The following is a 23,324-nucleotide window of genomic DNA, read 5'->3' on the forward strand; positions in this document are numbered from 1 at the left end:
GCAGGCAATTACAAATCGGTTATTCTCATGACCAGTGCCGTCCGGACGGCGGCATGACACTCATCCGGGAATCAATTTCCCCACGAACCGCGAAGAGCCGGCAAAGTGAAGTCGGGCGGTGTCCCGCTCGCTGAGACAGATCGTACCTTCACTGACGCTGCGGGGTGGCGGCGCATCTCCACGCGCGATGTTCATCGAGGTGTTCTGGTTCAGGGCGGACTGCACTACCTTTTTTTCTATGGCCATGGGCAAGCAACGGTGCTCTGACCCCGACAGGAATTTCTACTCAGAAGGAGTGGGAAAGGTCATGAATCCACGAACCAAAATCTTCTTTGCTCTCATCGTCCTGTTGCTGGTTGTCGGCGGGGCGACATTATTTGTCTTCGACACCACAAAAAGGAGCAGGGCCGCGGAGTACAATCCGCAGATCGACCCTGCCGATTTCACCACCAAAATAACCAATAAATACTTCGCCCTCCCTGTCGGCAAAAAACTGACTTACGAAACTACCCAGCAAGGAAGAGTCACCGAGAGGATCGAAATCGAAATCCTGCAGGAGACCATGACCATTGAGGGCGTTGAGACGGTTGTCTATCTGGACAAGGAATACAAGAACGGCCACCTGGTTGAGGAAACCCGGGATTACCTGGCGCAACATAGGAACGGCGACGTGTGGTACTTCGGCGAGGACGTGAACAACTACTGGAATGGGATGTTGCTGCACCATTCGGGCAGCTTTCTCCATGGAAAAGACGGGGCAAAAGCCGGCATTTGGATGAAGGCCGAGCAGCGCGTTGGCGACTCCTATAGGCAGGAATTTTACGTTGGTCAGGCAGAAGACATGCGGGACATCGTCGCCACCGGCGAGACCGTCTCGACGAAAACCGGCACATACACCGACTGCGTCAAGGTCTACGACTGGACGCCGCTTGAAAAGAATTCACGGGAGCATAAATATCACTGCCCCCAGGTGGGTTCGCTGGTGCTTACCGAGGACCTGGAGACCGGCAGCCGGTCAGAACTCGTGAATGTTGTCCTGCCCTAGGCTTCCAACAGCACATCCGCCTGCCGTCAGCTCCTCCGCCGCAGCATCGCGGAGGGCCAGGGCTGCCTGGACCAGCGCGGCGTGGGTCAGTGCCTGGGGATAGTTTCCGAGAAGGGCCCCGGTGGCGGGGTCGACTTCCTCACTGAAGAGGCCCAGCGGATTGGCGATGTTCAGCAGAGCCTCAAGCAACTCTGCGGCTTCCGCTGTCTTTCCAGTCCGGGCGAGCGCCTGGGCAAGCCAGAACGAACAGGGCAGGAAGGCCCCCTCCGCCCCGGGCAGCCCGTCCTGTCCCGGCGGGTAGCGGTAGAGGAACGGGTAGCCAGCCGAGAGCTCCGCCCAGACCGCATCCACTGTTCCCAGAAGACGCGCAGAGTCCGCTGCCTCGAAGCCAGTCACAGGCAGGATAAGCAGGGCCGAGTCGAGGTCCCCGGATCCGTAGGTGCGGGTGTAGGTGTTCCTGGCGGGGTCGAAGCCCTTGGTCCTGATCTCGGCGGCGATATCGTTTCTCGCTGAATCCCACCGTCGCCGCCGCCGGACGCTAACGGGATGGGTACGGGCGATCCGCAATGCCCGGTCCAGGGCGAGCCAGCCCATCACCTTGGAGTGCACGTGGTGTGCCGCATCGGCGCGGATTTCCCAGATGCCGGCGTCCGGCTCGTGCCAGCGCCGCGCCACCAGGTCCGCAAAGCCCCGGATCGCCCGCCACGTCTCCGAATTCAGCCTGTGCCCCTGCTGGACGAGGTTCCATGCGGCGTCCAGGACCCAGCCGTAGCCGTCGAGCTGATGCTGGTGAGAGGCTCCGTTGCCCACCCGCACGGGAGCGCTGCCAAGGTAGCCGGGCCAGTTCCGAAGAGTGCGCTCGCGGGGTACATGCCCTCCTGTCAGCGTCAGCAGGGCCGGCAGCCGCGGCCGCTGCAGCCTGCTGGCGTGCAACAGCCAGTTCAGGAAGTTGAGAGCCTCGCTGTCTTTGCCCGTGCCGAGGAAAGCGCCGATGCCGATGCTGGCATCCCGTGGCCAGGCGAACCTATAGTCCCAGTTGCGCACGCCGCCGGGGTCCTCGGGCAAGGACGTGGTGGGTGCCGCGACGGGCGCGCCCGAAGGGGCATAGGTCAGCAGCTTCAGCGTCAGGAGACTCCGCAGGACCGGCTCACGGAACGGGATGTCCCGACTGATGCCTGACGCCCATTCCCGCCAGCGGTTTTCGTCGGCTTCCACCAGTTCCCAGGCGGTTTCAGGAGCGACGCAGATCAGTGGTTCGGCGTAGGCCAGGGCGAGCACCAGCACAACCGGGCGGCCGGGTGTGACGGTGATTGCCGTCGTCGTGCCTGGCTCCAAAGTGAACCCACCACTGCAGCCGAGCGACATGGCCAGGGCGCCCCATTCGCAGATCAGGTGCTGGCCGGACCGGATGCGGGGGCGGAGGTGGTGTTCGCCGAGGCGGGGGTCAAAGTCGATGACGGCGTCCACGGGGGCGCCTTCGGCGGCCAGTTTCCGGATAAGGAGAGTGGTGGGCAGCAGGCGGCCTGATACTTCCGCCACCATGGCTTCGGTGAGTGAAAGTGTGCCTCCGTCCGTGGCCCATATCGTCTCGAGCGTGGCGGTGTGTGGCCGGTACTGACGGACGAGGCGCCGGGCGGGCAGGGCGGGGCCGGCACGGAAGGCTCCTGCTTCCGGGCCGCCGAGCAGTGCACCGAAAACGGGTTCACCGTCGAACGTTGGTGCGCAAAGCCAGTCGAGGCTCCCGTCGGCCGAGACCAGAGCCGCCGTACGCGTATCACCGAGCAGCCCGTAATCCGAGAGGGCAGACGAGTGGAAGGTCGCTCTGCCGCTAACAGCTTCCATCCGCGTGCACCTTCCCTCTGACTGCGGCCTCAATGGACCGTGAGGAGCAATCCCAGCATGGAGCCGTAGATCACGTGGGCTGCCACGGCGACGGCCGGTGTCTGAATCCCGTAGTTCAAAGCCAACAGGCCCGGGGGCTCCAGAACCGCCCGGCTCGCCGGACCGGCTCTGGTGGTGGCCATTCTGGGATGAACCCCAGGCAGCAGGGGGAGAATGACGGTCAGCGCAACGGCAACGTGCAGGAGCCCCAGCAGTGCGCCGATCCACCATGTGGCCCTGCCCAACAGCGCAAAGACCGCCGCGTATCCGAGAGCGAATGCCTGCCCTGCGGCCAGGTGAATGAAGAACCCGGCGATCCGCGCCTTATCCGGGTCCGCCGTGACAAGGGTGCCCAAGACCAAAGGCAGATCGAGCCGGGTCCAGCCGGCCATCTGGGAGGCAATCATCACCACGGTCAGGGCTGCGGTGGCGAGCAGACCGAAGAGCGCCCAGCCTTGCCAGTCCATTTCAATCCCCGGGTCCCTGTCGCCCGGGCGTGCGTGACGCGGGTGCCCCTTGTGCCGTTTCCATGCCCCACCCTTCTAAAACTAGATTCTCTAATTTTAGAAGGGTGGGGCACGGCAATCAAGGTCCGACGGCGGCGGCTACTTCTTCGCGCGGGGCTTGGAAGCCTTCGGCTCCTTGGGTGGCAGCCCGGCCGCGTAGGAGTAGGCCTTCGCCACCCAGGCTTTGGCCCGCGCGTTATCGCCGTCGCCCTCGGCGTTCCATACTTCCGGCAATCCCGTGTAGCCGCCCATCGGACGCTCCTCAGGTCCAAAGGGAACGGTCCGCTCGGACCCCTCCAGCACAGCCCGGTCGGCATCCGAAAGCCGAACCCCGATGGTGGGGCCGAAGAGGCCCGCGAACATGTTCCCGTTGACGAAGGCGCCAAGGTTGCCGAACATCGGCTTGACTACAACGTCGGGGTCCGACGGCATGACGGCGCGGAAATGTTCCTTGTCTGCCTCTGACGGCTTGGGCATCTGCATGGCTTCATCTTCCGGTTCGCGTGGGAGCACGATGGGCTGGTTTGTTTGAAGCATATTGCGTTCCGGGGGCGCGGGCGAGGCCATTTGCGGTCCGTGGCGGGCGGGGTCGTCCGGGCGGTCTGCAGGTGCCTTCCGTACTGCGCGGACCTTCGCCCATTCGTCTTTTGGTCAGGCCGGCCCAGAAACCCGTGTAGTGTAGAGACCGTTGTTGTGTTTGTATTTGGTAGTTCAGGCAGTACGCGCGGTCGAAAGTCCGCGTTCTTCTGAAGTAGCGGTTTTGAACACCCCACACCGGAGGACCCGAAAGTCGGGACTTTTCCTCCACCTTCACGAAGGACAAAAATAATGGCTACTGGTACCGTCAAATGGTTTAACGCTGAAAAGGGCTTCGGCTTCATTTCCCCCGATGACTCTTCACAGGACGTCTTCGCACACTACTCTGCGATCGCTTCCTCCGGCTTCCGCTCCCTCGAAGAGAACCAGAAGGTCTCCTTCGAAACCGAGCAGGGCCCCAAGGGTCCCCAGGCCGTAAACATCCAGGCTCTCTAAGACTTAGCTTCTAGCTAACTCTTCTGAGTCCGGAGCCGTAAGGTTTCGAGCAGGGTCCGTCTTTGACGGGCCCTGCTTTTGTTAACCCGGGTGTGCTTGTTTGGGGTTTCGACAGGCTGATTTCGACAAGCTCAATCGGCGAGGCCATTGTGGCGCTGCGCCAGGAACGCCTCCAATGCGGGATTGTCGATCTCCTTCGCCAGCCAGGGCACCGTTTGCGCCGCTGCCTCGTCGCCGAGCACTGCCCGGTGGGACTGCGCCCGCACCACGAACTCCCGCATCCCGCTGCGGCTCGCCAGCTCGCCCAACCGCTCCACGAATTCTGAAGCGCGCGGAGACCGGGCCGCGATGGCGACTTCCGCCGCCGTATCCAGCAGCCGCGCCGAATACCAGAGGTACCACGGCTTCGGCTCAAGTCCCCGGTCAACCCAGTGTGCGGCGGCCACCAGATCGCCGTGCGCCAGGAAAAGGCGTGCCTCGGCGCCTGCCGCCAAAGCCATGTAGCAGTGGTCACCCGCCAAATCGGCCATCACCCAGGACCGGTCAATCAGTTCGGCAGCTTCCTCCAGCCGGCCGGCGGCAAGATACGCTTCTCCCCGGACCCCGTCGACAAACGGTTCGAACGCCGTCCAGTGTTCCGCCGCAATCCAGTCCAGCGCCCGGTCCAAGCATGCCGCCGCCGGCTCCAGCTCCCCGCGGAGCAGGTGCACCCGGCCGAGCAGCGCCTCGCTGAACGCTTGCTGACGGCGGTTCCCCACGGCCTTGGCGAGCCTTCCGGATTCGGTCAGCGCCGTCACGGCGTCCGCGTACCGCGCAGTGTCGGAGGCCAGCATCCCCTGGATGGCCAGAATCCTTGCCTGTTCGTCGGGAAATCCCTCGGCTGCCACCATCGCCCGGTCAAGCCACCCGGCCGCGCGGTCGGGGACACCCCGCTGCACCGACAGGTAGCCCAGCTCGCGGTAAGCAGCGGCGGCAGTTCGGGAGGCGCCGTCGGGCCCTTCCGCCGACAGCGCCTGGTGCAGGAAGTCCGCCACCTCGGCGCCGCGGCCGCCCGCCTGGTGGATCAGCGCCCCGGACAGCGTCACGAGGGACTCGGCGAGCAGGTGGCGGTCGGCGGTGCGCTGGGCGAGTACGACGGCGAGCCGCAGCTGATCCAGCCCCCGGTCCACGGCGCCCGCCGAGAGTGACGCGCCTCCGGCGTCGAGATAGGACCGGACCGTCGCCACGGTGGCCGGCATGCCGGGGTCCGCCGCCGGAGCCGCAGCCGACAGGGCCTGAAGGACTTCCGCGGGCAGCGGCAGGCCGAGTTCCTGGCGGTAGAGCTCTCCGCATTTGGTCACGTGCTCCCGGGCCCGGCGGTGCTCGCCCAGGGCCACGAGCGCCTTGACCAGCACGGCGTTGCAGTCCGCGTGGAAGGGGTCCCCTTGCAGCGCGAGCGTCGCCAGCTCCACCGCCTCGCCGGGAGCGCCCGAAGCCAATGCGGCCAGCGCGGCCTCATAGAGCAGGGACTGAACGACGTTGTCGAGCCGGTACCGCTGGTCCGCCAGCCACGAATCAAAGACGGGGCAATCGGCGAAGGACAGCCCCTCCAGCAGCTGGCCGTCGAGCCGTCGGGGGTCAAGGCCCGGGCTGCTGCCCGAGTCAACCACGTCGACGGCGTCGCAGCGCCACGGCGGCTGCACAGCCATCCGCAGGGGATCGCCGGCGATTTCAACGCCGTCGAGGGTCCGCCGCAGCTCGGACAGGTTCCAGCGCAGGGCGCCGAGCGGATCCTCGGCATCCGGAAACAGCAGCGCGGCTGTCCGGGAGCGGCCAGTGCCCTCCGCCTGCAGCGCGAGGTAAGCCAGCACCGCCCAGGCCTTGCGGCCTCTGGGCTGCGGGGGAGTTGCGCCAGGGGACTCGATCCGGGGCGGACCGAGGAGCCGGATCCACGTCTCGGCCATACCGCCCATGTTACTGCTGCGGCTCTCCGGCGTCTGCGCTGCTTCACACGCTTGCTCACACGCCGGCCGGACAGACTGAAATCACCCAATCAGCACACACTCAACCGAGGTGCATCACCATGGAACTGCTCATCCTCCTGCTTGTCGGACTCTGGGTTGTCTCGGCCACCGTCCGTTCCGTCCTCACCGACGGCCGGGGCCACACTCCCGGCGTGCGCTCCACCGAGCCGTGGAAAGTAGGCAACCTTCCGAGCGTGCCGTTTTCGGAGGCGCGGCTCTAGAGGGGTTTCGGCTGGCTTAGCCGGCGGGGCGGGCTCAACCGGCGGGTTTCGGCAGGCTCATCCGCGGGCCGGAGCGCTCAACCAACCGAACCCCGACGGCGGGAGCTGGCTGATCTGCCGGCCTCCCGCCGTCGTACTTTTGTGAGGGCCGGTGGCTAAACTGAGCCGCAATCGTGGGCGACGTCAGCGGGTACCAGGCGCAGAGTGACGCCTTCGATGCCTTCGTGTGGGAGTCCAACCGCGGCGATTACTTGGGGTTCCTGCCCGACAACGAGGCGCTCAACGAGAAGTTGGCGGTCCGGGCCGGCCTCAGCTGACGGCTGAGGCTCCGTTCGCCGTTCCGGTGCGCAGCGGCGAGGAGTAATGTCTCTGAATATCCATGTGCGTTCAGAGCGGCCCGGAGGTGAACCCATGGAAACCGGAATCAGCGCGTTGAGCCAGCTTGATCCCCTGCGGTACCCGTGGACTCCACCCACAACCTCGGGGGTGATGAGTGGCGACGACTTCCTGCCTGCACGGTTTGTAACCGGCAGACAGTTTGGCCCCCGACGCTTTGGACAACGGCAGCAGCGGAGTGGAGACGCCTCTATTTTCTCCTGGCTAGATGATGTCCTCATCGAAGCCAATGCGGCACCGCTGGACTCCCGCTTTCCGGTGGTCTCCATCGGCTCGAATTCCAGTCTGGACGTCTTGCGGAGAAAGTTTGCAAACCACAGCCAGCCAGTCAGCAGAATTCTGCCGCTGGTCCGCGGCCAGCTGCACAACGTGGGTGTCGGCCATTCCGCGCACGTGAGCAAACCCGGCTACATCGCGGCGGCTCCCTATTTCCGGACGGGGGAGTGCGCCGCCGTCTGGGTGTCGTGGCTTGATGAAGGCCAGTTGGCGGCTCTGGACGAAACGGAGCCCAACTACCGCCGGATTCAGCTCAGCGGCGGAGCCTGTCCGCTCGTACTGGAAACCGGCGCAAGGCCAGGGACTTTTTCGCTGTTCACGTCGCGCTGGGGCGTGCTGACCGATGGCAACGGCGTAAAGCTTCCCTTCCTGGACCAGCAGGCCCTCTTTCGCCGCCTCGCAGCCATCGGGTCCATGGACCCGGACAAGGACCCGGACGAGGCGAGGTACTTTTTCGAAGGACCCCCGGCGCGGGTTGTTGAGCGACTCGTGATGCCTTCGGTACAGGCGGGCGCCAGGGAATGGTTTCGTGGGGCCGGCCTGGGGCGGGTCCCCTAAATCTGTCAGCCAGATCCTGATGGCTCGGAGAACGGCTCCGCCTCGGCAGGTGAGTTGAGTTCGTCGTAGCGGGTGGGCCGGAATGTCATCGAACGGCGCCCTCACGCCACCCTTCGAGGTCTGATGACCAGCCCAAGGACGGCTGCCAGCGCGAGGGCGGAGAGGATGGTCGCCGACCAGAAACCAGCCCGCCCGCCGGTCAGGAAGTCGCCGGGGACAGCGAACGCCGCGTAGGTCGAAGCCACGATGGCCAGTCCGACGGCGCCGCCAAGTTGCTGCATTGTCTGGAAAAGCCCGGAGGCGGACCCTGCGTGCTCGGGTTCGACATTGCGAAGCGCGAGCGTCGTGAGCGGCATGAACGTCAGGCCGGCCGAGATTCCCGTACACAGCAGGGCAACCATGACGATCACGAAGGGGGTGTTCGGATTCAGCTGCGTGAGCGGCAGGAAGGCGACAACGCGAAGGGCGGCGCCGAGGATGACGAGGCGGACGGCCCCGAAGCGCTCGACGAGTCGCGGGACTATCCGCGACATCGCGAAGATGCTCAGGGGCATCGGCAGGAACGCCAGCCCGGTCACCATTGGCGTGAGGTGCAGATCGTCTTCGAGGTACTGGACCATGAGGAAGAACATCGCCAGCATCCCGCCGTAGGTGGCCGCCATCGCCGCCAGAGCCGCCACTCGGCTCGGGCTGCGGAGCAGCTGCGGGCGGAGCAGGGGATGGGCCACTCTCCGCTCGGTGAAGGCGAGCACGGCGATCAGCGCTGCGCCGACCACAAGTCCGCCGATCGTGCGGGGGCTGGACCAGCCGACGTCGCCCGCTTGGATGAGGGCCCACACGATGGCAACGGCGCCGCCCGTTGCGGTCACCGCTCCGAGCACGTCGAAGCGCCCGGGTCTCCGGGGAGTTTCGGCGACAAGGCGCGGCACGGCAATGAGGACGACGACGCCGATCGGCACGTTGATGAAGAGGGTCCACCGCCAGCTGGTCAAATCGGTGAGCAGGCCGCCAAGAATGAGCCCGAGCGCGCCGCCCATCGAGGCGATAGCGGAGAACAATGCAAGTGCGCGGTTCCGCGCGCCATCGTCCCGCGCGCTCGTGGTAATGAGGGCGAGCACGCTCGGGGCGGCGAACGCGGCACCGAGGCCCTGGAGTGCGCGTGCGATGACGAGGAGAAGGGGCGAGGTGGCGAGGCCGCCGAGCAGCGAGAAGAGCGTGAAGGCTGCGACGCCCACCAGGAACGTGCGGCGACGGCCTAAGACGTCTCCGATCCGTCCGCCGAGCAGCAAGAGGCCGCCGAAGGCAACGGCGTAGCCGTTCAAGACCCAGCTGAGCTCGGCCCGGGTGAAGTGGAGATCAGTGGCGATGTGGGGGAGTGCGACGTTCACGACCGTCGCGTCGAGAACAAGCATGAGTTGGGCAAGCATGACCAGCCAGAGGCCAATGCTGCCGGCGCGGCGGCCGGATGGCGCGATCCCGGCGGGCGCCCGTGTGGCGATTGTGGGTGTCATGGAGTGGTGTCCTGTTCTAGCCGGAGGGCTGACGTACACTAAGAGGAGAGATGCTCCGGTTAGAACTATACGGAGACACTCTCCGTTTTGCAACCATGTCTTGAGAGGTGTTTCTTTGCGCGCTGACGCTCAACGCAACCGCGATCGGATCGTGGAGGTCGCACGTGCGCTCTTCCGCGCCAAAGGCTTCGACGCCGTATCGATGGACGAGGTCGCCAAAGGGGCCGAGGTGGGCCCCGGCACGCTGTACCGGCACTTCCCGACCAAGGAGTCGCTGTACGACGCGGTTCTCGAGGCTTGGGCGGAGAAGGTCAACGCCACCGTCGACAGCGCGCTGGCGCTCGATGCCCCCGCGCGGGAGCAGCTGTTGACTTGGTTGACTGATTATGCGGCGATGCTGACGGAACACAAGGGTGCGGCCGCGCGGATCACTGCTGCGCTGGGCGATCCAGGGTCTCCGTTCGCGGCAAAATGCCAGACGTACCTCAACGCGAATCAGCGCTTGATTGACGCGTTGGACTCGGCCCTGCGCCCCGGGGTCGAGGCAATGCAAATCAGTCGGCTTGTCGGCGGTGTGGCTGCAGTCGCAGACAACAGCGCGCTTCCCTCCGACTCAGTGGCATCGATGCTCGCGATCGTCGCCGACGGACTGCTCGCTCCCTGACGGCTTCAGAGAGCACGTTCGAGGCCAAGTAGCGGTCCCCTTGGTTTCGACAGGCTCAACCAGCGGGCCCCGGGGTTTCGACAGGCTCAACCAGCGTTTCCAGCGATGTGCTCCGCGATATACTTCGCGTCCCGGCCCACGCCGGCGAAGATCGATGAGCCGTGGCTCGTCAGCCAGGGCAGCCCCACGGCGTAGAGTCCGGGATGTTCGGTGACGCCCCTGCTGTGCCGGGGGTAGTTCCACTCGTCCAGGACCGGGATGTCCAGGATGCTGAAGTCCAGCTTGTAGCCGGTGGCCCAGACGACGGACGTGATGTCCTCCGTCTCCAGCTTCACCCGCGCGGGTCCGTCCGGCAGCCAGCCATCCGCCCTCGGCGCTTCAGCCGCCGGCGCCGAAATCCCCGCGGCGGCGATGTACGCGTCGATCACCGGCTGCAGCCGCTGCCCGAACCCGGCCTCCACTGTGGCCAGACGCTCGGGGAGGTCATCGCTGAAGGCGAGTTCGCCGTCGTCGGCTGCTTCCAGGTGGCCGTGCAGCCGGACGCCGCGGCGGCCCAGGTCCCTGAGGTGGATGTCGTGGCCGCCGTCGGCACCGGACACCAGGGGGTTGCAGGCGAACCGCGCCGCGGGGGAGGGCAGCTGCCCCACGGTCAGTGCGTTCAGCCCGTACTCGGGGCCGTGCTGGCCCAGCTGCATCAGCCAATGGAGGATGTCCTTGCCGCGGTACCGGCGCGGCGCCTCCGGGCACGTGGACACCGCCAGGTGGACCTCGCGGCCGGCGGCGAGCAGCTCCTCCGCGATCTGGCCGCCGGACTGGCCGGTACCCACGATCAGGACGGCGCCCGCGGGCAGCTGTTCCGGGTTGCGGTAGGCATCGGTGTGCAGCTGCAGGACGTGGTCCGGCAGCCGTGTGCCCAGCGCGGGGATTTTCGGTACCTGGTAGCCGCCTGTGGCCAGCACCACGTTGCGTGCCCGCCAGCCTCCCCGGTTCGTTTCCACGCTGAACCCGCCGCCGTTGCCGGGGGCGATCCGCGTGACATCAGTGTCCGTGCGGACCGGGGCGCCGACGGTCTCCGCGTACTTCCGCATGTAATCCACGACGTCCGGGCGCGGCATGAAGGCCTCCGGGTCGGGCCCGTCGTAGGGCATGCCGGGGAGGGCCAGCGAAAAGTTCGGCGTGTTCAGGACGAAGGCATCCCACCGGTCCTGCCACGCGCCTCCGAGGGCGGGGCGCCGCTCGAGCAACTGGTGTTCGACGCCGGCCTGCCCGAGCCAGTAGCTCATGGCCAAACCCGCCTGCCCGGCGCCGACAATGAGGGTGTCCACCTCATCGCCCGGGGGCTCCAGGTTCTTGGCAGCGGCATCTACGTCCGGTCCCATGGGAGGAGTGTACGCCCGCAGCGGCCGCTTCAGGAGGAGCTGTCGGAGGCCCGCTTGGACAGCGACGGACGCACCTGCCGTTTCGGATGGTTCCCCTCGCGGCTGTACACCTCGTAGCGCGCCTTTCCGCCGTGTTTCGCCGCGTACATGGCGGAATCCGCCTGCCGCAGCAGCTCAGCGGCGTCGGCCGTTTCGGCGCTCCGCTGGGCCACGCCGATGCTCACGGACACGGTCAGCGGATGATCGCCGATGAGGAACGGCTCGCTGAGCGTCTCGTAAATCCGGTCGGCGACGGGCCCCGTGGCGGGAGTGCCGTCGTCGTTATTGAGAACGACGACGGCGAACTCGTCGCCGCCCAGCCGGGCCACCATGTCGTGGCTGCGGACGCTGGCCCGGAGCCGGGCCGCCAGCTGGATGAGGAGCTCGTCGCCGCCCTCGTGGCCGAAGGAGTCGTTGACGTCCTTGAAGTCGTCAATGTCGATGAAGAGCAGGCCCTCGTGTTGCGTCCTGAGGTCGCTGCCGGATGCAAAGGAACCCGCCAGCCGCTCGGTCAGGGCAGCGCGGTTGGCGAGGCCGGTGAGGGCGTCGTGGGTGGCGCGGTGGGTCAGCGTGCGGTGGCTGTCCTGGAGGGCGGCGGCCATCCCGTTGAACGCGGTTGCCAGTTCGCCCAGCTCGTCCCGCCGGGCGACGTCGATGCGGTGGCTGTAGTCCCCGGCCTGCAGCTTATGGACGCCGCGGCGCAGGCTGTTCACGGGCCGCATCAGGTCCTTGACCATGCGGCGGCGGAAGTACAGGGTGGCGCCGATTGCCACGGCCAACAGTCCCGTCCTGCCGACGATCAGCAGCTGTTCAAGGTCGCCGGTGTCAACGAGCCCCCTGTCCAGCGCCTCGAGTGAGGAACGCTGGATGTCTATGAGCTTGTCGCGCACGCCCTTGCTGGCCGCGGCGAAGGCCGGAGTTTCCGCCACATGGTTTCCCTTGAGTTCCAGCACCTGGCCTCCCCACAGGCCGCGCGCTGCCAGGGCCGCCTCCCAGTCCTGACGGGCCTGGCGGAGGGCGGACTGCATGCCGTTTTCCGCCGGCAGGACCCCGGCGGCGTCGTCGAACAGCTTCGCGATGTCCCGCTGCTGCAGCATGAACGCCTGACGGTTTACCGGCGCATCGGACAGGAGCTGGTGCCCCAGCTGCTCGTGGTCGTCAACCGCGGCGGCCAGTGTTGCGGCCGCGCGGGACTCGAGCTGGATCTGGCTGGCTGTCGTCTCCAGCTGGTGCACGACGGCACGCACCCCCACAATGGTGACGATCGCGCCAAGTATCAGCGCCAACAGCATGACGATGAACGCCCTGGACCACTCGCGCTGCAGGCTCCAAGTGCGGGCCGGTCTCGTGGGGTCCGCCGGGGTTGGGGGAGTGCTGTGTGCCGAATCAGCCGGGTCAGCGGGCGTTGTCTCCGGGGCCGTCTCGCGAGGGTCGGTTGACCCGACCATCGGTCCGGTTGTCATACGAGGAGGCTAGCAGGAGCGGGGTTCCCAACGGCGTTGCTGCCGGGACATTTCGTGGTTGGATCTTCTGTTGTCAGCGTTAGCTGAGAATGGCTGTTAAGTCACAGCCTGGATTGGCGGTTCCGCTGTTGCATCAACGCGGCTTGCGCCTATCGTTGCCGCTAGCATCCGATAGCGAGGGGCCTAAATGAATGCAAGGGAACACCGACCGCGGCGGATCCCGAAGATTCGGATCACCCCGTTCCAACTCTGGCTTCTGTGCGCGGCCGTCTTTTTCGCGGCAATAACCCCCACCCGGGTCCAGTTCATCCTCTCCGGTGTAATGGTCGCCTTCGCAGGTGTCGCCATGACGGTTACCAACCTGCGGAAAGAACCAGCCCCGCCCGAAGTGTTCCTCGAGGAGGAGCATTTCGAGGGCGGCGGCACGATCCAGGGGAATTTCGTGATATCCGAAAGCTTCCTGACCTCCCCGCAGCTCCGGCTCTTGGTGCTGAGCCCTACCGCGGACGCCTTCGAATTCAGCCTGGCGTACGGTCTGGGGCGGTTCTTTGGACCATGGATTCTTCGGCGAAAGGACATCGCGCAAGTCCAGCGCGTCCGGACGTGGCTTTATCCTCACGACGGCATCAAGTTCGTTCCGGTCTCCGGGCCCCCATGGTACTTCTCGACACGTGAGCCTGGCACCGTGCTGGCCTGCTTGGAGGAACTCAGCTACCCGATCGCCAGCGACGCGCCTAAGTAGGGTGTCCCCGAATCCAACCGCCATCCGAACTGCGAAAAAACCGCCATTCTCAACTAACACGAAAGTCGTCGGATATATGCGGGTCTCGAAGGCGGACGGCTCCCAGACCACCAATCTGCAGCGTGATGCGCTCCTCGCCGCCGGCATCCACACGGACTCCCTCTACGAAGACATAGCCTCCGGGAAGGAGGATGACCGGCCCCAGCTGGCCGCCTGCCTCAAAGCCCTGCGCCACGGCGACACCCTGGTCGTCTGGAAACTCGACCGGCTCGGCCGGGACCGGCGCCACTTGGTCAACATCGTCCACGACCTGACCGAACGCGGCATCGGCCTCAAAGTCCTCACCGGCCAAGGAGCGGCCATCGACACGACCACACCGTCCGGGAAGCTCATCTTCGGAATTTTCGCCGCCCTCGCAGAATTCGAACGCGAACTCATCTCCGAACGCACCATCGCCGGCCTCGCCTCCGCCCGCGCCCGCGGCCGAAACGGCGGCACGTGTCACTGGCGGGCGAACTGCGCCCAGACGGCCAAAAGCTACTTTCCCGATAGACACCCAAGTGCGCACCTACGCTAAGCAGTTGCGGGATAAGCCTGTCCCACAACTTAGGGTCTATCGCCCCATGGAGGCTAAGCCCTTCGAGCGAGAGTTGCGGCGAATGCCCACAGAGCGCTCGAATGCGATCGCCGACGAGCTCATGCCTCCGCTTTGCCGAAGACGGAAGAACCCGAGGTAGCCCAGGACCCCCTGCCAGGCGGAACCCCCACCGTCCGGCAACCGTCAACGATTCATTGCACGGTCACAACAACGAGCCAGTCCAGCAACCCGTCACGGTAGATGCGGTTGCTGTGTCAAGCGTCATAGACCACCACTGGCCGCCGTGCCGAGTTCTTGTCATCACCCACAGCGGGCAAGGGCTTGGCTCTCTGCCGTCTGGGCGCCTGAGAGGGGGTCTGGCCGAGTCAGGAGAGCCAGTCGGTGTAGCGGGTGGGGGCGAGGTGAGCGTCCTTGTCGGTGAGGACGTCACCCTTGACGACGGCGAACATGCCGGCGGTCGGGTCGGTAACGACGGTACGGTAGTCGTCCTTGCGGGACAAGGTGATCCGGCCCAGCTCGTCCAGGGAGAAGATCTCGGGGCCGGCGATGTTGCGAATGCCATTCAGCGGGGCGCCCGCGGCCACCTCCGCCACCGCGTTGGCCACATCCTTGGAGGCGATCGGCTGGATCGGCATGGCGGGCAACCGGACGGTGTCACCGTCGGCGGTCCAGGACAGGACGGCGTCCATGAACTCCATGAACTGCGTCGCCCGGACGATCGAGTAGGGGATCGGCCCGGCCGCGAGGATGTCCTCCTGGAGCACCTTGGCGCGGTAGTAGTCCAGTTCCGGGACCTGGTCCGCGCCGACGATCGAGAGGATGACGAAGTGGCCGACGCCGCCCTTCTGGGCCGCGGCCAGGAGGTTGTCCATTGAGGTCTGGAAGAAGGCCGGGGAGGCTTCGTCGAAGGTGGGGGAGTTCGTCAGGTTGACGACGACGTCGGCTCCCGCGACCGCCTCGTCCAGGCCCTGGCCGCTGATGACGTCGACTCCGGTGGACTGGGAATGCGGTACCGCCTGGTGCCCGGCGGCGTTCAGATTCTTGACGACCTGCGACCCGATCAGCCCGGTACCGCCGATGATTGCGAACTTCATGACATGCCTTTCGTCCAGAGTGTGTCCGTCAAACCCTCGACGAACGTGACCGTCTCGTCAAGGGGCGCCCGGCCCGTACGGGCGTTACCCTCCGTGCCGTCCTCGAACCCGATCGACATGCCACAGAAGAGGATGAGATCGTCCGGGGGTGACAGGACCTCGGCGACGGTTTTGTGATACTTCGCCCATGCCATCTGCGGGCAACTGTGCAGCCCTTTGGCGCGGAGCAGCAGCATGACGGTCTGCAGATACATGCCGACGTCGGCCCATTGGGCCGGGCCCAGGTCGCGGTCGATGTAGCAGAACAGGGCGGCGGGCGCGCCGAAGCAGTCCCAGTTCGCGGAAGCGGCCCTCTGGCGCGCCTCCCAGTCCTCGCGCGAAATACCGAGTGCGCCGTAGCGCTGCTCCCCGAAGGCGGATCGGCGTTCGTGGTACGGGGACTTCAGTGCGGGCGGGTACTGCTCGTACTCGGGCTCGTCCCAGGGGTCGCCTGCGGTCACGCGTTCGCCGGCGCGCTTCTTGAGCTCGGCCAGCGGTCCATCCGTCAGCACGTAGGCGTGCCACGGCTGGATGTTCGATCCGGACGGCGCCCAAGCCGCGGCGGACAGCACGCGCTCCAGCACCTCCCTGGGGACATGTCGGTCGGTGAATCCGCGCACCGCTCGTCGGCTGGTTACCGCCTCATAGACGTCCATGATGTTTTACCTCCGTGTCTGTTCAACATGCCTACCTCGGTTACACTCGAAACTGTATCATTCAATACCATCTCGTGTTTAACTATCGTTGAGTACGAATCCTCAGCCCTTGGTTCCCCGCCTCGGGCACCGTTCTTTAGGAGAAATTCCATGGCCACGCTGCTACACATCGACTCGTCCGTGTTCCCCGGCGAGGCGTCCTCGTCCCGTTCGGTCGCGAACGCCTTCCGCAAGGCCTGGCAGGAGCAGCACCCGGAGGGCACGGTGATCTACCGCGACGTCGCCGCCAACCCTGTCCCGCACATCACCGCCGACGCCCACACCGCCGGTTTCGCCGCCCCGTCCGAGCGCACCCCGGAGCAGTCCGCCGCGTTCCCCGCGCGCGTGAAGCTCATCGAGGAGCTGGAGCAGGCGGACGCCGTCCTGATCGGCGCCCCCATGTACAACTACTCGATCCCGTCGACCCTGAAGGCGTGGCTGGACAACGTGATCCTGCTCGGCCGCACCGCGGGCGAGACCCCCTCCGCCCAGGGCACCCCGGTCACCGTCGTCGCCAGCCGCGGCGGCTCCTACGCGCCGGGCACCCCGCGCGAGGGCTACGAGTTCGTACAGAACTACCTGGAGGCCGTCCTCAAGGGCACCCTCGGCCTGGACCTCGACTTCATCGTCCCGGAACTCACCATGGCCCCCCGCAACCCGGCCATGTCTGAACTGGTCCCCCTGTACGAGGCCTCCCGGAAGCGCGCCTTCGAGGACGCGACCACCAAGGCCAAGGAACTCGCGGAGCGCCTCGCCGCGTAACGCCCCGGGCCATAGACGCCGTGCGGCGCCTCGACCCGGGACGTCACCCGGCGTCCTCGTCGCCTGCGCCCTCTCCAATGGTGACGGTGGCCCTGTCCCTGGGAACCGGTGGCCCGGCGCTGGGGGCGGCCGGGGCGCTGGGCCTGCCGGCAGGCGCCGCATCGAGACGACGATGCGTGCGGGGGCGAAGAGCACACCGCCGGACAGGTGTGCTGCGCGGTAGCCGAGCGGACAGCTCGGTCCCCGTCGGCGATGAATTCCTGACCGCCCCCCCGGCCAGGTACGTCGCGTAGCGACGATGGCCGCAGCTCTCAAGGCCGCGTTCGCCGCGAAAGCCGCGCAAGACGAAGCGCGCCTACGCGGCAGGCAGCCGGTGCCCGGGCTACGCCTCACCGCCTGCGGGATAGGCAAACCGGGTCAGCAGATCCGTCAGCTGCTCGGGCTCGCCGGGCCCAAGTTCGGCAACTAGACGCTCAGCCAGCGGGTCCGCCGCCACATGGGCTGCATCGAAAAGCTCGAGTCCCTGAGGCGTGATCTCCACTGCCCGCGCCCGCCGGTCCCCCGGAACGGTCTTGCGTACGGCCAGCCCCCTACGCTCCAGGTCGTCCACGACCCGCATGATTCCCGCCTTGTCCGACCCTGTCGCTGCCGCCAAGTCCCGCTGCACTGTGGCTCCGCGGTCGACTAGCACGATCAGCACGGCAAAATGCCGCAACTCGATGCCGAGCGGCCGGAGCGCCTCCGCCATCACCGTGGCCGCGTGCCAGTGCGCCCGGCGAAGCAGCAAGCCGAGAGCGAAAGGCGAGGCATCCCCGGGGCGGTCGGTCACACGCGAGACGGTGGCTCTGCGAGAAGCGTTGGTGGTCATGAAGCCAGAATACAGCCATCAACTCAATCGATACGGTATCATCCGAAATTAAATGCGGTTGCGTCTGCTGAGGCCCTGTTACCTCACGCCGGAAGGCCCCCGGTCAAGACCGCGGGGTGCGATGGCAGGCGGGTGTGCTTCCAGACCGTGAAGGGAGCGTGCGCCCTGGACCACCACCGGGCGCGGCTCTAGGTACCGTCACATTAACCTCGCCATGGCGGCACTGGCCTATCTGACAGCCCTCCGCGCCGAAGAAGCCGAAAACGGGGCAGCGGATGGGGGGAACACGACTCCATACCTTCTCAGCGTTCCGGAGATCCGCCGGCTGATCGGGCACGTCATCGTCACTCCCCACTGCTCCAGCCACGAGCACGGCCTGCACTGGTCACGCTACCGACGTACCAGCCGGGCCCGAGCCCGCCGGTGCCACTATCAACACCAAGGCCAGACACCCCAGATGCGGTTGCAGTATTAGCGCCGGTTTCCGGTCGGATGTTCCTCGGCCGCCTCGGAGGAGCCGACGAGTTGAGCAGCATCGCAGTCGCACCGCCTATGGCCCCGGTCCCGCCCAACAGAATCGCACGCACTTCAACCTCCGAATCCTCAACCAGCTTCGCACCCTACGGGAACCAGAGTGGAGGGTGAGGAACCTCTGAACTCCACCCATCAAACCGCCATTCCCAACTAACAGTCACACCTCTGTGATGACGGCGCAGCACTCTGCAGCCCGAAAGTGCGGGAGACTGTAAGCCACGACCACGAAGGCGGAACACATTGATTACTCTCCAGCAGGATGCAGAAGGCTTCATCCGGATGAACCGGCACTTTCCGGAAAGCGTCCTGATTTCCATCACGTTTGCCGACGGCACGACGGAGCAGGTCTCGGGCGGCCGGCTCAACAAGGCCTATGACGAGGCGCTGGCCGAATACCGCGCCCAGAACCACCTGGACGCGAAGGGCTTCTCGAGGTCCCCGGCGAAGAAGAAAACCAGCCCGGGCAACAAGATCGATTTCGTCAAGGTCCATCCCGGCATAGGTGAGTAAGCCGTTGGCCCGCTTGGTTTCGACAGGCTCAACCAGCGCACGCCGCCGTTCTTTGACGGTTGTAAGAGCTCTGGGGCAGCAGTGGCTCCAGGCGTATGGTTGCTTCCATGGAACCGACGCGGGCGATGCTTCTCCCTGGCTCTGTGCTTCCCGCCGAGCTGGCCTATGCAGCCCTGATTGAGGCCTTGGGGCCGGATGTTGAGGCCGTCGCGAAAGACCTTGAACTCTACGGGGACGACAAGCCCCCTGCGGACTGGAGCCTGGACACAGAGGTTGAGGGGGTCGTGCGCGAAGCCGACGCCCGGGGCTGGTCGACGTTCCACCTACTCGGCTATTCCGGCGGCGGTGCGGTGGCACTGGCTTTCGCCGCCAGGCACCCTGAGCGATTGCAGAGCCTGGCGTTGCTGGAGCCGGCGTGGGCCGGCCGCTGGGACTGGAGCCCTGCCCACGCCCAGGTGTGGAAGGACCATGACTCGCTGGAGGCCCTGCCGCCGGACGAGTTCATGAAGGCGTTCATGCGGCTGGCGGTCAGACCCGACGTCGTCCTTCCGCCGCCGCCGGCGAGCGTCCCTCCGCCGTGGATGGCCCAACGACCCGCGGGCATCAGGGCGTTTCTCCGGACTTTCAAGAGCTATGAACTGGACCGCGGAATGCTGGCAAGCTTTGACCTGCCGGTTTTCTTCGCCCTCGGCGCACGGAGCAATCCGGACGACTACGGTGAGATTGCCAGCCGGTTGTCCACGGTGTTTCCGGACTTCCGCCTGGAAGTTTTCGAAGAGCGCCACCATTTCGATCCGCCGCACCGGATCGAACCGGAACGGCTCGCGGGTTTATTGCGGAATCACTGGGAACGGGCGGCCCGGCGAGGGCCTTAATGGCCTCCTTGAACCAGCGCGCGCCCCGCTGATCGAGCTTGGTCCCGCTGATCGAGCTTGTCGAGATCGAGGGCCAGCGCACCTGGTTTCGACGGGCTCAATCAGCGGGGGTTTCGACAAGCTCAACCAGCGGGGATCTCGACAGGCTCGATCAACCGTTCAGCCAGCCGTCCATTCCCTCAGCCGCAGGGGCGGTTCCTCGCCGCCGTGCTTTTGCACGAGAACCTGATTCACGCCCGTCAGCCCGTTCTCGAAGCCCAGCGCACTGGATGCCATGTACAGCCGCCAGATCCGGGCCCTGCCCGCACCGGCGAGCCGAACCGCCTCGTCCCAGTTCTCCTCCAGGTTCCGCACCCAGGCCCGCAGCGTCAGGGCGTAGTGCCTGCGCAGGGACTCGACGTCGAGCACCTCGAAGCGCCCGCCTTCCAGCGCCACCACCATGTCCGAAAGGCTGAGCATCTCGCCGTCGGGGAAGACGTAGCGGGGGATGAAGGAGTCGGGGTCATCCTCGGTGGGCCCGGCGTTCCAGGAAATGGCGTGATTGAGCAGCCGGCCACCCGGGCGCAGCAGCCGGTGCAGCTGGGAGACGTAACGTCCGAGCTGTTCGCGGCCCACATGCTCTGACATGCCGATGGAGCTGATCGCGTCGAACGGCCCGTCGACGATGTCACGGTAATCCTGGACCCGGATTTCCACGCGCTCGGTCAGCCCTGCTTCCGCAACCCGCTTGCGGGCCCGCTCCGCCTGCTCGGTGGACAGCGTGACACCCACGACGTTCACCTCGTAGCGTTCCGCGGCGTGCAGGGCAAAGCTGCCCCAGCCGCAGCCCACATCCAGCACCCGCATCCCCGGCTTCAGCCCCAGCTTCCGGCAGACCAGGTCGAGCTTCGCTTCCTGGGCGGCCTCCAGCGACGTCTCCTCGCTGTCAAAGACCGCGCAGGAGTACACCATCGACGGGCCAAGGACCAGACGGTAGAAGTCGTTGCCGACGTCGTAATGGTGGGAGATCGCCGCGGCGTCCCGCTTCTTGGAGTGCCGCCGGCCGTGCCTTTCCACCTTCGCTTCCTCCGGCGGCGGCGCGGGATTCGGCCCCAGCGCGCCCAGCCGGACAGCGGTGGTGAGCAGCGTCCAGATTTCACGTGGAGTTGGCTTACTGAACGGGCCGGGTCGGGCAAACTTTCCCACCGAGCTCAGGGCCGTGAAGGTGGCGAAGATGTCGCCATGCGCTTCAATTTCGCCAGCCACGTACGCCCGGCTCAGGCCCAGCTGCCCCGGCGACCACAGCATCCGCCGCAACGCCCGCCGCGACCGGAACTCGATGACCGGCGCATCTGCCGGACCCGCTTCCGAGCCGTCCCAGGCCCGCAGCCTGATGGGGATCTCCTCCGTGCCCAGGACAATGGCCAGTGCTTTGGCCAGCCGTGGTGCCACACCCGATGTCTTTGCCATGTTAGTCGCCTCTCGTCCGGTGCTCGCGTCAGGCTGGCGGGGCTGCGCCGTTGCAGTCCCGCCACTAGAACATAAAGCTACACAAGCCCGCGGGCCCCGCACAGGGAGACAAGCCTGTCCCGATTTCGTGTCGGTCCGCCTTCGGCCGTCCGCACCGCCGCCCGGGGAGCCGCCGTGAGCAGCAGTCGAGTCTGGACCGGCACTCCGGGCGGTGGGATCCTGATCGCACACACCGTCGGACCGGGAGGCTGGTAGCAGATCATGGACGAATCACCGGGGACGCGTCAGAGGCTGTCCGACCGCATCGAAGAAAAGCAGCAAGCCATCCGCGCCTACCTGGAACGTGCACGGCCCCGCCGGAACCGGCTCGCCAACGTTAGCGTCGTGGGGAGCACCCTGGCCGCAATGCTCACGGCCGGTCCTGCCCTTGGCGGCACCGCGTTTACACAATCCGTGCAAGGCATGTTCTCCCTGGACGACCCTTCGGTGGTGTGGCGAGTCCTCTGCATGGGGGCGGTCGTCCTGTCTGTTGGGGCCGGGCTCGGCACCAACTCCGCCAATTCGCCTGCACTGGCCGAGAAGGTGAGCGCAGCAGAGGCGGCCAACGCCCAACTGGAAGGGCTGCAGGTCGCTTTGGACTTTGGCCACATTGACACGGACGAGGCGGTGCTGCTGTACAAGCAATACGTGTCCCACGTGCCGTTCGTGGGCGAGGTGCCTTCGCGCTGACGAGTCGAGTCTGTCCATACCTGTCTGCCGTCCTGCCTTGCTGCCCTGCGGTCAATGGCGGCCGCCGGCACCGGAGCGGCCGAGTCTGGACCGGGCATCTGGGCGGTGGGATCCTGATCGCAACCGTCCGACAGGGAAGGCTGGTAGCAGATCATGGACGAATCACCGGAGACGCGTCAGAGGCTGTCCGACCGCATCGAACAGAGGCAACAAGCCATCCGCTCCTATCTGGGGCGCGAACGGCCCCGCCGGAACAGGCTCTCGAACATCAGCATCGTGGGCAGCGCACTGGCCGCCATGCTCACCGCCGGGCCGGCCGCCGGGGGGACGGGGTTCACCGAAGCAGTCCAGGGCATATTCTCGCTGAACGACGATTCCGTGGTGTGGCGATTCCTGTGCCTGGCAGCGGTAATCCTGTCCGTAGCAGCTGCCCTGGCCACCAACTTTGCCAATTCACATGCCTTGGCTGACAAGGTCACTGCGGCAGAGACTGCGAATGCACAACTGGACGGGCTGCAGGACACGTTGAACTTTGGCCACATCCCCATTGACGACGCATTGAAGCTTTATCAGCAGTACGTCGCCCAGGTGCCGTTCGTGGACGAGGTGCCTGCGCGCTAACGTTTCGGAAAAACAGGAACGCACGACGGCGGGTGGCTGGCAGAAATGCCAGCCACCCGTCGGATCGGACTGTGGATCAAGACGTGGTTGGGGAAGCTGGCACTACGAAGGGTCGTCGGAGACTTGCAGTGCTAGCACGGAAGCGGGGGAGGGGTGCCCGGTTTCACTATTGAGTTACCGGATTCAAGGAAAGCAATAAGCAGTCCGGAACGGCCTCGGACCCCGCCGGGGCAGCGCACCTCATTCAAACCGCACCCATCCAAACCGGATCGTCCCTCAGGAGCACTCCCTTGTTCAAATCATCAGTAACCAAAAAGTCCCACCCTGTCCGCCGCAAGCTCGCCCTGCTGTCGGTGATCGGACTGGGATTGGCGTCCGTGCCCGTTGCCTTGGCCGCCCCCGCCCAAGCAAGCGTCACAAACTACGCCTGCTCGGTCACCCCGCTAAAGCCGGTCTTCGCCGGGTTCAATTCGTCGGGCGTCAAGCTGGTGGACTACCGGATCCAAGTCCGCTGCTACAGCGACCGCTACATCAACATCACCCAGGAGCGCTGGGAGGATGACGACTGGCCCAACCCTGACGACCACCTCGGCACCTCGTACTTCAGCCGCCACCTGAACTACGCGAGCGGACTGGTGACGATCTCCAACGTCCGGACACTGGTCAACGGCGAAATCGGAAACGAGGAGGTCTACCAGAAGACGAGGTGGCAGGAAGGCAGCAACGGAATCTGGTCCGCGTACACGGGGTGGCGCACCAGCGCCTCGACGTCGATGTCGAACTGACATTCCCGCAGCCGGCGGCGCCGGCTCACAAAACACCCAGGGCCCGGCT

General features: G+C 65.9%; 25 protein-coding genes. 14 read left to right on the top strand and 11 right to left on the bottom strand.

Going from position 1 to position 23,324, the window contains the following annotated elements:
• Positions 1-118: 118 nt before the first annotated feature.
• Complete coding sequence (locus tag ASG92_RS19915; protein WP_240987222.1) at positions 119-1,045, top strand: hypothetical protein; 927 nt, start codon at positions 119-121, stop codon at positions 1,043-1,045.
• On the opposite strand, the gene ASG92_RS19920 is transcribed toward ASG92_RS19915, so the two are convergent.
• The 3 genes from ASG92_RS19920 to ASG92_RS19930 all read right to left on the bottom strand — a co-directional run bounded on the left by ASG92_RS19920 (position 1,016) and on the right by ASG92_RS19930 (position 3,915).
• Complete coding sequence (locus ASG92_RS19920; RefSeq protein WP_082579627.1) at positions 1,016-2,887, bottom strand: glycoside hydrolase family 15 protein; 1,872 nt, start codon at positions 2,885-2,887, stop codon at positions 1,016-1,018. The genes ASG92_RS19915 and ASG92_RS19920 overlap by 30 nt on opposite strands.
• Before the next feature lie 29 nt (positions 2,888-2,916).
• Entirely contained in the window at positions 2,917-3,393 is a 477-nt protein-coding gene (locus ASG92_RS19925; RefSeq protein ID WP_056632352.1) for a hypothetical protein, read from the bottom strand.
• 138 nt (positions 3,394-3,531) lie between these two features.
• Positions 3,532-3,915: a TfoX/Sxy family protein gene (locus tag ASG92_RS19930; protein WP_056632436.1), complete on the bottom strand. Its 384-nt coding sequence runs from the start codon at positions 3,913-3,915 to the stop codon at positions 3,532-3,534.
• A gap of 345 nt (positions 3,916-4,260) precedes the next feature.
• On the opposite strand from ASG92_RS19930, the gene ASG92_RS19935 reads away from it, so the two are divergent.
• Positions 4,261-4,464 carry a cold-shock protein gene (locus ASG92_RS19935; RefSeq protein ID WP_024365339.1) on the top strand — a complete coding sequence of 68 codons (204 nt, stop codon included), beginning with the start codon at positions 4,261-4,263 and terminating at the stop codon, positions 4,462-4,464.
• A gap of 131 nt (positions 4,465-4,595) precedes the next feature.
• Here ASG92_RS19935 and ASG92_RS19940 read toward each other — a convergent pair whose 3' ends face one another.
• A complete protein-coding gene (locus ASG92_RS19940) occupies positions 4,596-6,407 on the bottom strand; it encodes an SARP family transcriptional regulator (protein WP_240987223.1) in 1,812 nt (603 codons plus the stop codon).
• 119 nt (positions 6,408-6,526) lie between these two features.
• Between ASG92_RS19940 and ASG92_RS29310 the strand changes: the two genes are divergently transcribed.
• The 3 genes from ASG92_RS29310 to ASG92_RS19945 all read left to right on the top strand — a co-directional run bounded on the left by ASG92_RS29310 (position 6,527) and on the right by ASG92_RS19945 (position 7,918).
• The gene (locus tag ASG92_RS29310; RefSeq protein WP_200952028.1) at positions 6,527-6,688 is read left to right on the top strand and encodes a hypothetical protein; all 162 of its coding nucleotides are present in this window, start codon (positions 6,527-6,529) and stop codon (positions 6,686-6,688) included.
• Between the two features lie 173 nt (positions 6,689-6,861).
• The gene (locus ASG92_RS28515) at positions 6,862-7,005 is read left to right on the top strand and encodes a DUF4180 domain-containing protein (RefSeq protein ID WP_162256343.1); all 144 of its coding nucleotides are present in this window, start codon (positions 6,862-6,864) and stop codon (positions 7,003-7,005) included.
• A 94-nt stretch (positions 7,006-7,099) separates the two neighbouring features.
• Positions 7,100-7,918 carry a hypothetical protein gene (locus ASG92_RS19945; RefSeq protein ID WP_056632356.1) on the top strand — a complete coding sequence of 273 codons (819 nt, stop codon included), beginning with the start codon at positions 7,100-7,102 and terminating at the stop codon, positions 7,916-7,918.
• 101 nt (positions 7,919-8,019) lie between these two features.
• Here ASG92_RS19945 and ASG92_RS19950 read toward each other — a convergent pair whose 3' ends face one another.
• Positions 8,020-9,429: an MFS transporter gene (locus tag ASG92_RS19950; RefSeq protein WP_056632359.1), complete on the bottom strand. Its 1,410-nt coding sequence runs from the start codon at positions 9,427-9,429 to the stop codon at positions 8,020-8,022.
• Positions 9,430-9,544: 115 nt separating this feature from the next.
• On the opposite strand from ASG92_RS19950, the gene ASG92_RS19955 reads away from it, so the two are divergent.
• On the top strand, positions 9,545-10,093 hold the full coding sequence (locus ASG92_RS19955; RefSeq protein WP_056632362.1) for a TetR/AcrR family transcriptional regulator: 549 nt from the start codon (positions 9,545-9,547) through the stop codon (positions 10,091-10,093).
• An 86-nt stretch (positions 10,094-10,179) separates the two neighbouring features.
• On the opposite strand, the gene ASG92_RS19960 is transcribed toward ASG92_RS19955, so the two are convergent.
• Positions 10,180-11,472, bottom strand: coding sequence for an NAD(P)/FAD-dependent oxidoreductase (locus ASG92_RS19960; RefSeq protein WP_056632365.1), 1,293 nt, complete (start codon positions 11,470-11,472; stop codon positions 10,180-10,182).
• 29 nt (positions 11,473-11,501) lie between these two features.
• The gene (locus tag ASG92_RS19965) at positions 11,502-12,974 is read right to left on the bottom strand and encodes a diguanylate cyclase (RefSeq protein ID WP_240987224.1); all 1,473 of its coding nucleotides are present in this window, start codon (positions 12,972-12,974) and stop codon (positions 11,502-11,504) included.
• Between the two features lie 187 nt (positions 12,975-13,161).
• Here ASG92_RS19965 and ASG92_RS19970 point away from each other — a divergent pair, with 187 nt between their 5' ends.
• Both ASG92_RS19970 and ASG92_RS19975 read left to right on the top strand, forming a co-directional pair.
• Positions 13,162-13,716, top strand: a complete 555-nt coding sequence (locus tag ASG92_RS19970; protein ID WP_056632371.1) for a hypothetical protein — start codon at positions 13,162-13,164, stop codon at positions 13,714-13,716.
• Positions 13,717-13,792: 76 nt separating this feature from the next.
• Positions 13,793-14,293 carry a recombinase family protein gene (locus tag ASG92_RS19975; RefSeq protein WP_082579629.1) on the top strand — a complete coding sequence of 167 codons (501 nt, stop codon included), beginning with the start codon at positions 13,793-13,795 and terminating at the stop codon, positions 14,291-14,293.
• A gap of 386 nt (positions 14,294-14,679) precedes the next feature.
• Here ASG92_RS19975 and ASG92_RS19980 read toward each other — a convergent pair whose 3' ends face one another.
• Together ASG92_RS19980 and ASG92_RS19985 are read right to left on the bottom strand one after the other, a co-directional pair.
• On the bottom strand, positions 14,680-15,408 hold the full coding sequence (locus ASG92_RS19980) for an NAD(P)H-binding protein (protein WP_056632374.1): 729 nt from the start codon (positions 15,406-15,408) through the stop codon (positions 14,680-14,682).
• Entirely contained in the window at positions 15,405-16,103 is a 699-nt protein-coding gene (locus ASG92_RS19985) for a nitroreductase (protein WP_056632377.1), read from the bottom strand. The genes ASG92_RS19980 and ASG92_RS19985 overlap by 4 nt, the downstream gene beginning before the upstream one ends.
• 150 nt (positions 16,104-16,253) lie before the next feature.
• Here ASG92_RS19985 and ASG92_RS19990 point away from each other — a divergent pair, with 150 nt between their 5' ends.
• On the top strand, positions 16,254-16,904 hold the full coding sequence (locus ASG92_RS19990) for an NAD(P)H-dependent oxidoreductase (protein WP_056632380.1): 651 nt from the start codon (positions 16,254-16,256) through the stop codon (positions 16,902-16,904).
• A 382-nt stretch (positions 16,905-17,286) separates the two neighbouring features.
• Here ASG92_RS19990 and ASG92_RS19995 read toward each other — a convergent pair whose 3' ends face one another.
• Positions 17,287-17,772: a MarR family winged helix-turn-helix transcriptional regulator gene (locus ASG92_RS19995; protein ID WP_056632383.1), complete on the bottom strand. Its 486-nt coding sequence runs from the start codon at positions 17,770-17,772 to the stop codon at positions 17,287-17,289.
• Between the two features lie 774 nt (positions 17,773-18,546).
• On the opposite strand from ASG92_RS19995, the gene ASG92_RS20000 reads away from it, so the two are divergent.
• Together ASG92_RS20000 and ASG92_RS20005 are read left to right on the top strand one after the other, a co-directional pair.
• Positions 18,547-18,816, top strand: coding sequence for a hypothetical protein (locus tag ASG92_RS20000; RefSeq protein ID WP_056632385.1), 270 nt, complete (start codon positions 18,547-18,549; stop codon positions 18,814-18,816).
• A 107-nt stretch (positions 18,817-18,923) separates the two neighbouring features.
• Positions 18,924-19,691: an alpha/beta hydrolase gene (locus ASG92_RS20005; RefSeq protein ID WP_056632437.1), complete on the top strand. Its 768-nt coding sequence runs from the start codon at positions 18,924-18,926 to the stop codon at positions 19,689-19,691.
• Between the two features lie 159 nt (positions 19,692-19,850).
• Here ASG92_RS20005 and ASG92_RS20010 read toward each other — a convergent pair whose 3' ends face one another.
• Positions 19,851-21,140 carry a cyclopropane-fatty-acyl-phospholipid synthase family protein gene (locus tag ASG92_RS20010; RefSeq protein WP_056632388.1) on the bottom strand — a complete coding sequence of 430 codons (1,290 nt, stop codon included), beginning with the start codon at positions 21,138-21,140 and terminating at the stop codon, positions 19,851-19,853.
• Positions 21,141-21,401: 261 nt separating this feature from the next.
• Here ASG92_RS20010 and ASG92_RS20015 point away from each other — a divergent pair, with 261 nt between their 5' ends.
• The 3 genes from ASG92_RS20015 to ASG92_RS20025 all read left to right on the top strand — a co-directional run bounded on the left by ASG92_RS20015 (position 21,402) and on the right by ASG92_RS20025 (position 23,275).
• Positions 21,402-21,869 carry a hypothetical protein gene (locus ASG92_RS20015; RefSeq protein WP_056632389.1) on the top strand — a complete coding sequence of 156 codons (468 nt, stop codon included), beginning with the start codon at positions 21,402-21,404 and terminating at the stop codon, positions 21,867-21,869.
• Between the two features lie 153 nt (positions 21,870-22,022).
• Complete coding sequence (locus tag ASG92_RS20020) at positions 22,023-22,490, top strand: hypothetical protein (protein ID WP_056632392.1); 468 nt, start codon at positions 22,023-22,025, stop codon at positions 22,488-22,490.
• 290 nt (positions 22,491-22,780) lie between these two features.
• On the top strand, positions 22,781-23,275 hold the full coding sequence (locus ASG92_RS20025) for a hypothetical protein (protein WP_056632394.1): 495 nt from the start codon (positions 22,781-22,783) through the stop codon (positions 23,273-23,275).
• Positions 23,276-23,324: the final 49 nt, after the last annotated feature.

Source organism: Arthrobacter sp. Soil736, assembly GCF_001428005.1.
GTDB lineage: Bacteria > Actinomycetota > Actinomycetes > Actinomycetales > Micrococcaceae > Arthrobacter.

Bases quoted from the DNA above. Each gene is read 5' to 3' on its own strand.
- ASG92_RS19965 (WP_240987224.1), bottom strand. From the start codon at position 12,974: ATGACAACCGGACCGATGGTCGGGTCAACCGACCCTCGCGAGACGGCC.
- ASG92_RS20010 (WP_056632388.1), bottom strand. From the start codon at position 21,140: ATGGCAAAGACATCGGGTGTGGCACCACGGCTGGCCAAAGCACTGGCC.
- ASG92_RS19930 (WP_056632436.1), bottom strand. From the start codon at position 3,915: ATGCAGATGCCCAAGCCGTCAGAGGCAGACAAGGAACATTTCCGCGCC.
- ASG92_RS19995 (WP_056632383.1), bottom strand. From the start codon at position 17,772: ATGACCACCAACGCTTCTCGCAGAGCCACCGTCTCGCGTGTGACCGAC.
- ASG92_RS19935 (WP_024365339.1), top strand. From the start codon at position 4,261: ATGGCTACTGGTACCGTCAAATGGTTTAACGCTGAAAAGGGCTTCGGC.
- ASG92_RS19975 (WP_082579629.1), top strand. From the start codon at position 13,793: ATGCGGGTCTCGAAGGCGGACGGCTCCCAGACCACCAATCTGCAGCGT.
- ASG92_RS19980 (WP_056632374.1), bottom strand. From the start codon at position 15,408: ATGAAGTTCGCAATCATCGGCGGTACCGGGCTGATCGGGTCGCAGGTC.
- ASG92_RS19960 (WP_056632365.1), bottom strand. From the start codon at position 11,472: ATGGGACCGGACGTAGATGCCGCTGCCAAGAACCTGGAGCCCCCGGGC.
- ASG92_RS19970 (WP_056632371.1), top strand. From the start codon at position 13,162: ATGAATGCAAGGGAACACCGACCGCGGCGGATCCCGAAGATTCGGATC.
- ASG92_RS19920 (WP_082579627.1), bottom strand. From the start codon at position 2,887: ATGGAAGCTGTTAGCGGCAGAGCGACCTTCCACTCGTCTGCCCTCTCG.
- ASG92_RS19950 (WP_056632359.1), bottom strand. From the start codon at position 9,429: ATGACACCCACAATCGCCACACGGGCGCCCGCCGGGATCGCGCCATCC.
- ASG92_RS19990 (WP_056632380.1), top strand. From the start codon at position 16,254: ATGGCCACGCTGCTACACATCGACTCGTCCGTGTTCCCCGGCGAGGCG.
- ASG92_RS19945 (WP_056632356.1), top strand. From the start codon at position 7,100: ATGGAAACCGGAATCAGCGCGTTGAGCCAGCTTGATCCCCTGCGGTAC.
- ASG92_RS20020 (WP_056632392.1), top strand. From the start codon at position 22,023: ATGGACGAATCACCGGAGACGCGTCAGAGGCTGTCCGACCGCATCGAA.
- ASG92_RS19985 (WP_056632377.1), bottom strand. From the start codon at position 16,103: ATGGACGTCTATGAGGCGGTAACCAGCCGACGAGCGGTGCGCGGATTC.
- ASG92_RS29310 (WP_200952028.1), top strand. From the start codon at position 6,527: ATGGAACTGCTCATCCTCCTGCTTGTCGGACTCTGGGTTGTCTCGGCC.
- ASG92_RS19940 (WP_240987223.1), bottom strand. From the start codon at position 6,407: ATGGCCGAGACGTGGATCCGGCTCCTCGGTCCGCCCCGGATCGAGTCC.
- ASG92_RS20015 (WP_056632389.1), top strand. From the start codon at position 21,402: ATGGACGAATCACCGGGGACGCGTCAGAGGCTGTCCGACCGCATCGAA.
- ASG92_RS20005 (WP_056632437.1), top strand. From the start codon at position 18,924: ATGGAACCGACGCGGGCGATGCTTCTCCCTGGCTCTGTGCTTCCCGCC.
- ASG92_RS19925 (WP_056632352.1), bottom strand. From the start codon at position 3,393: ATGGACTGGCAAGGCTGGGCGCTCTTCGGTCTGCTCGCCACCGCAGCC.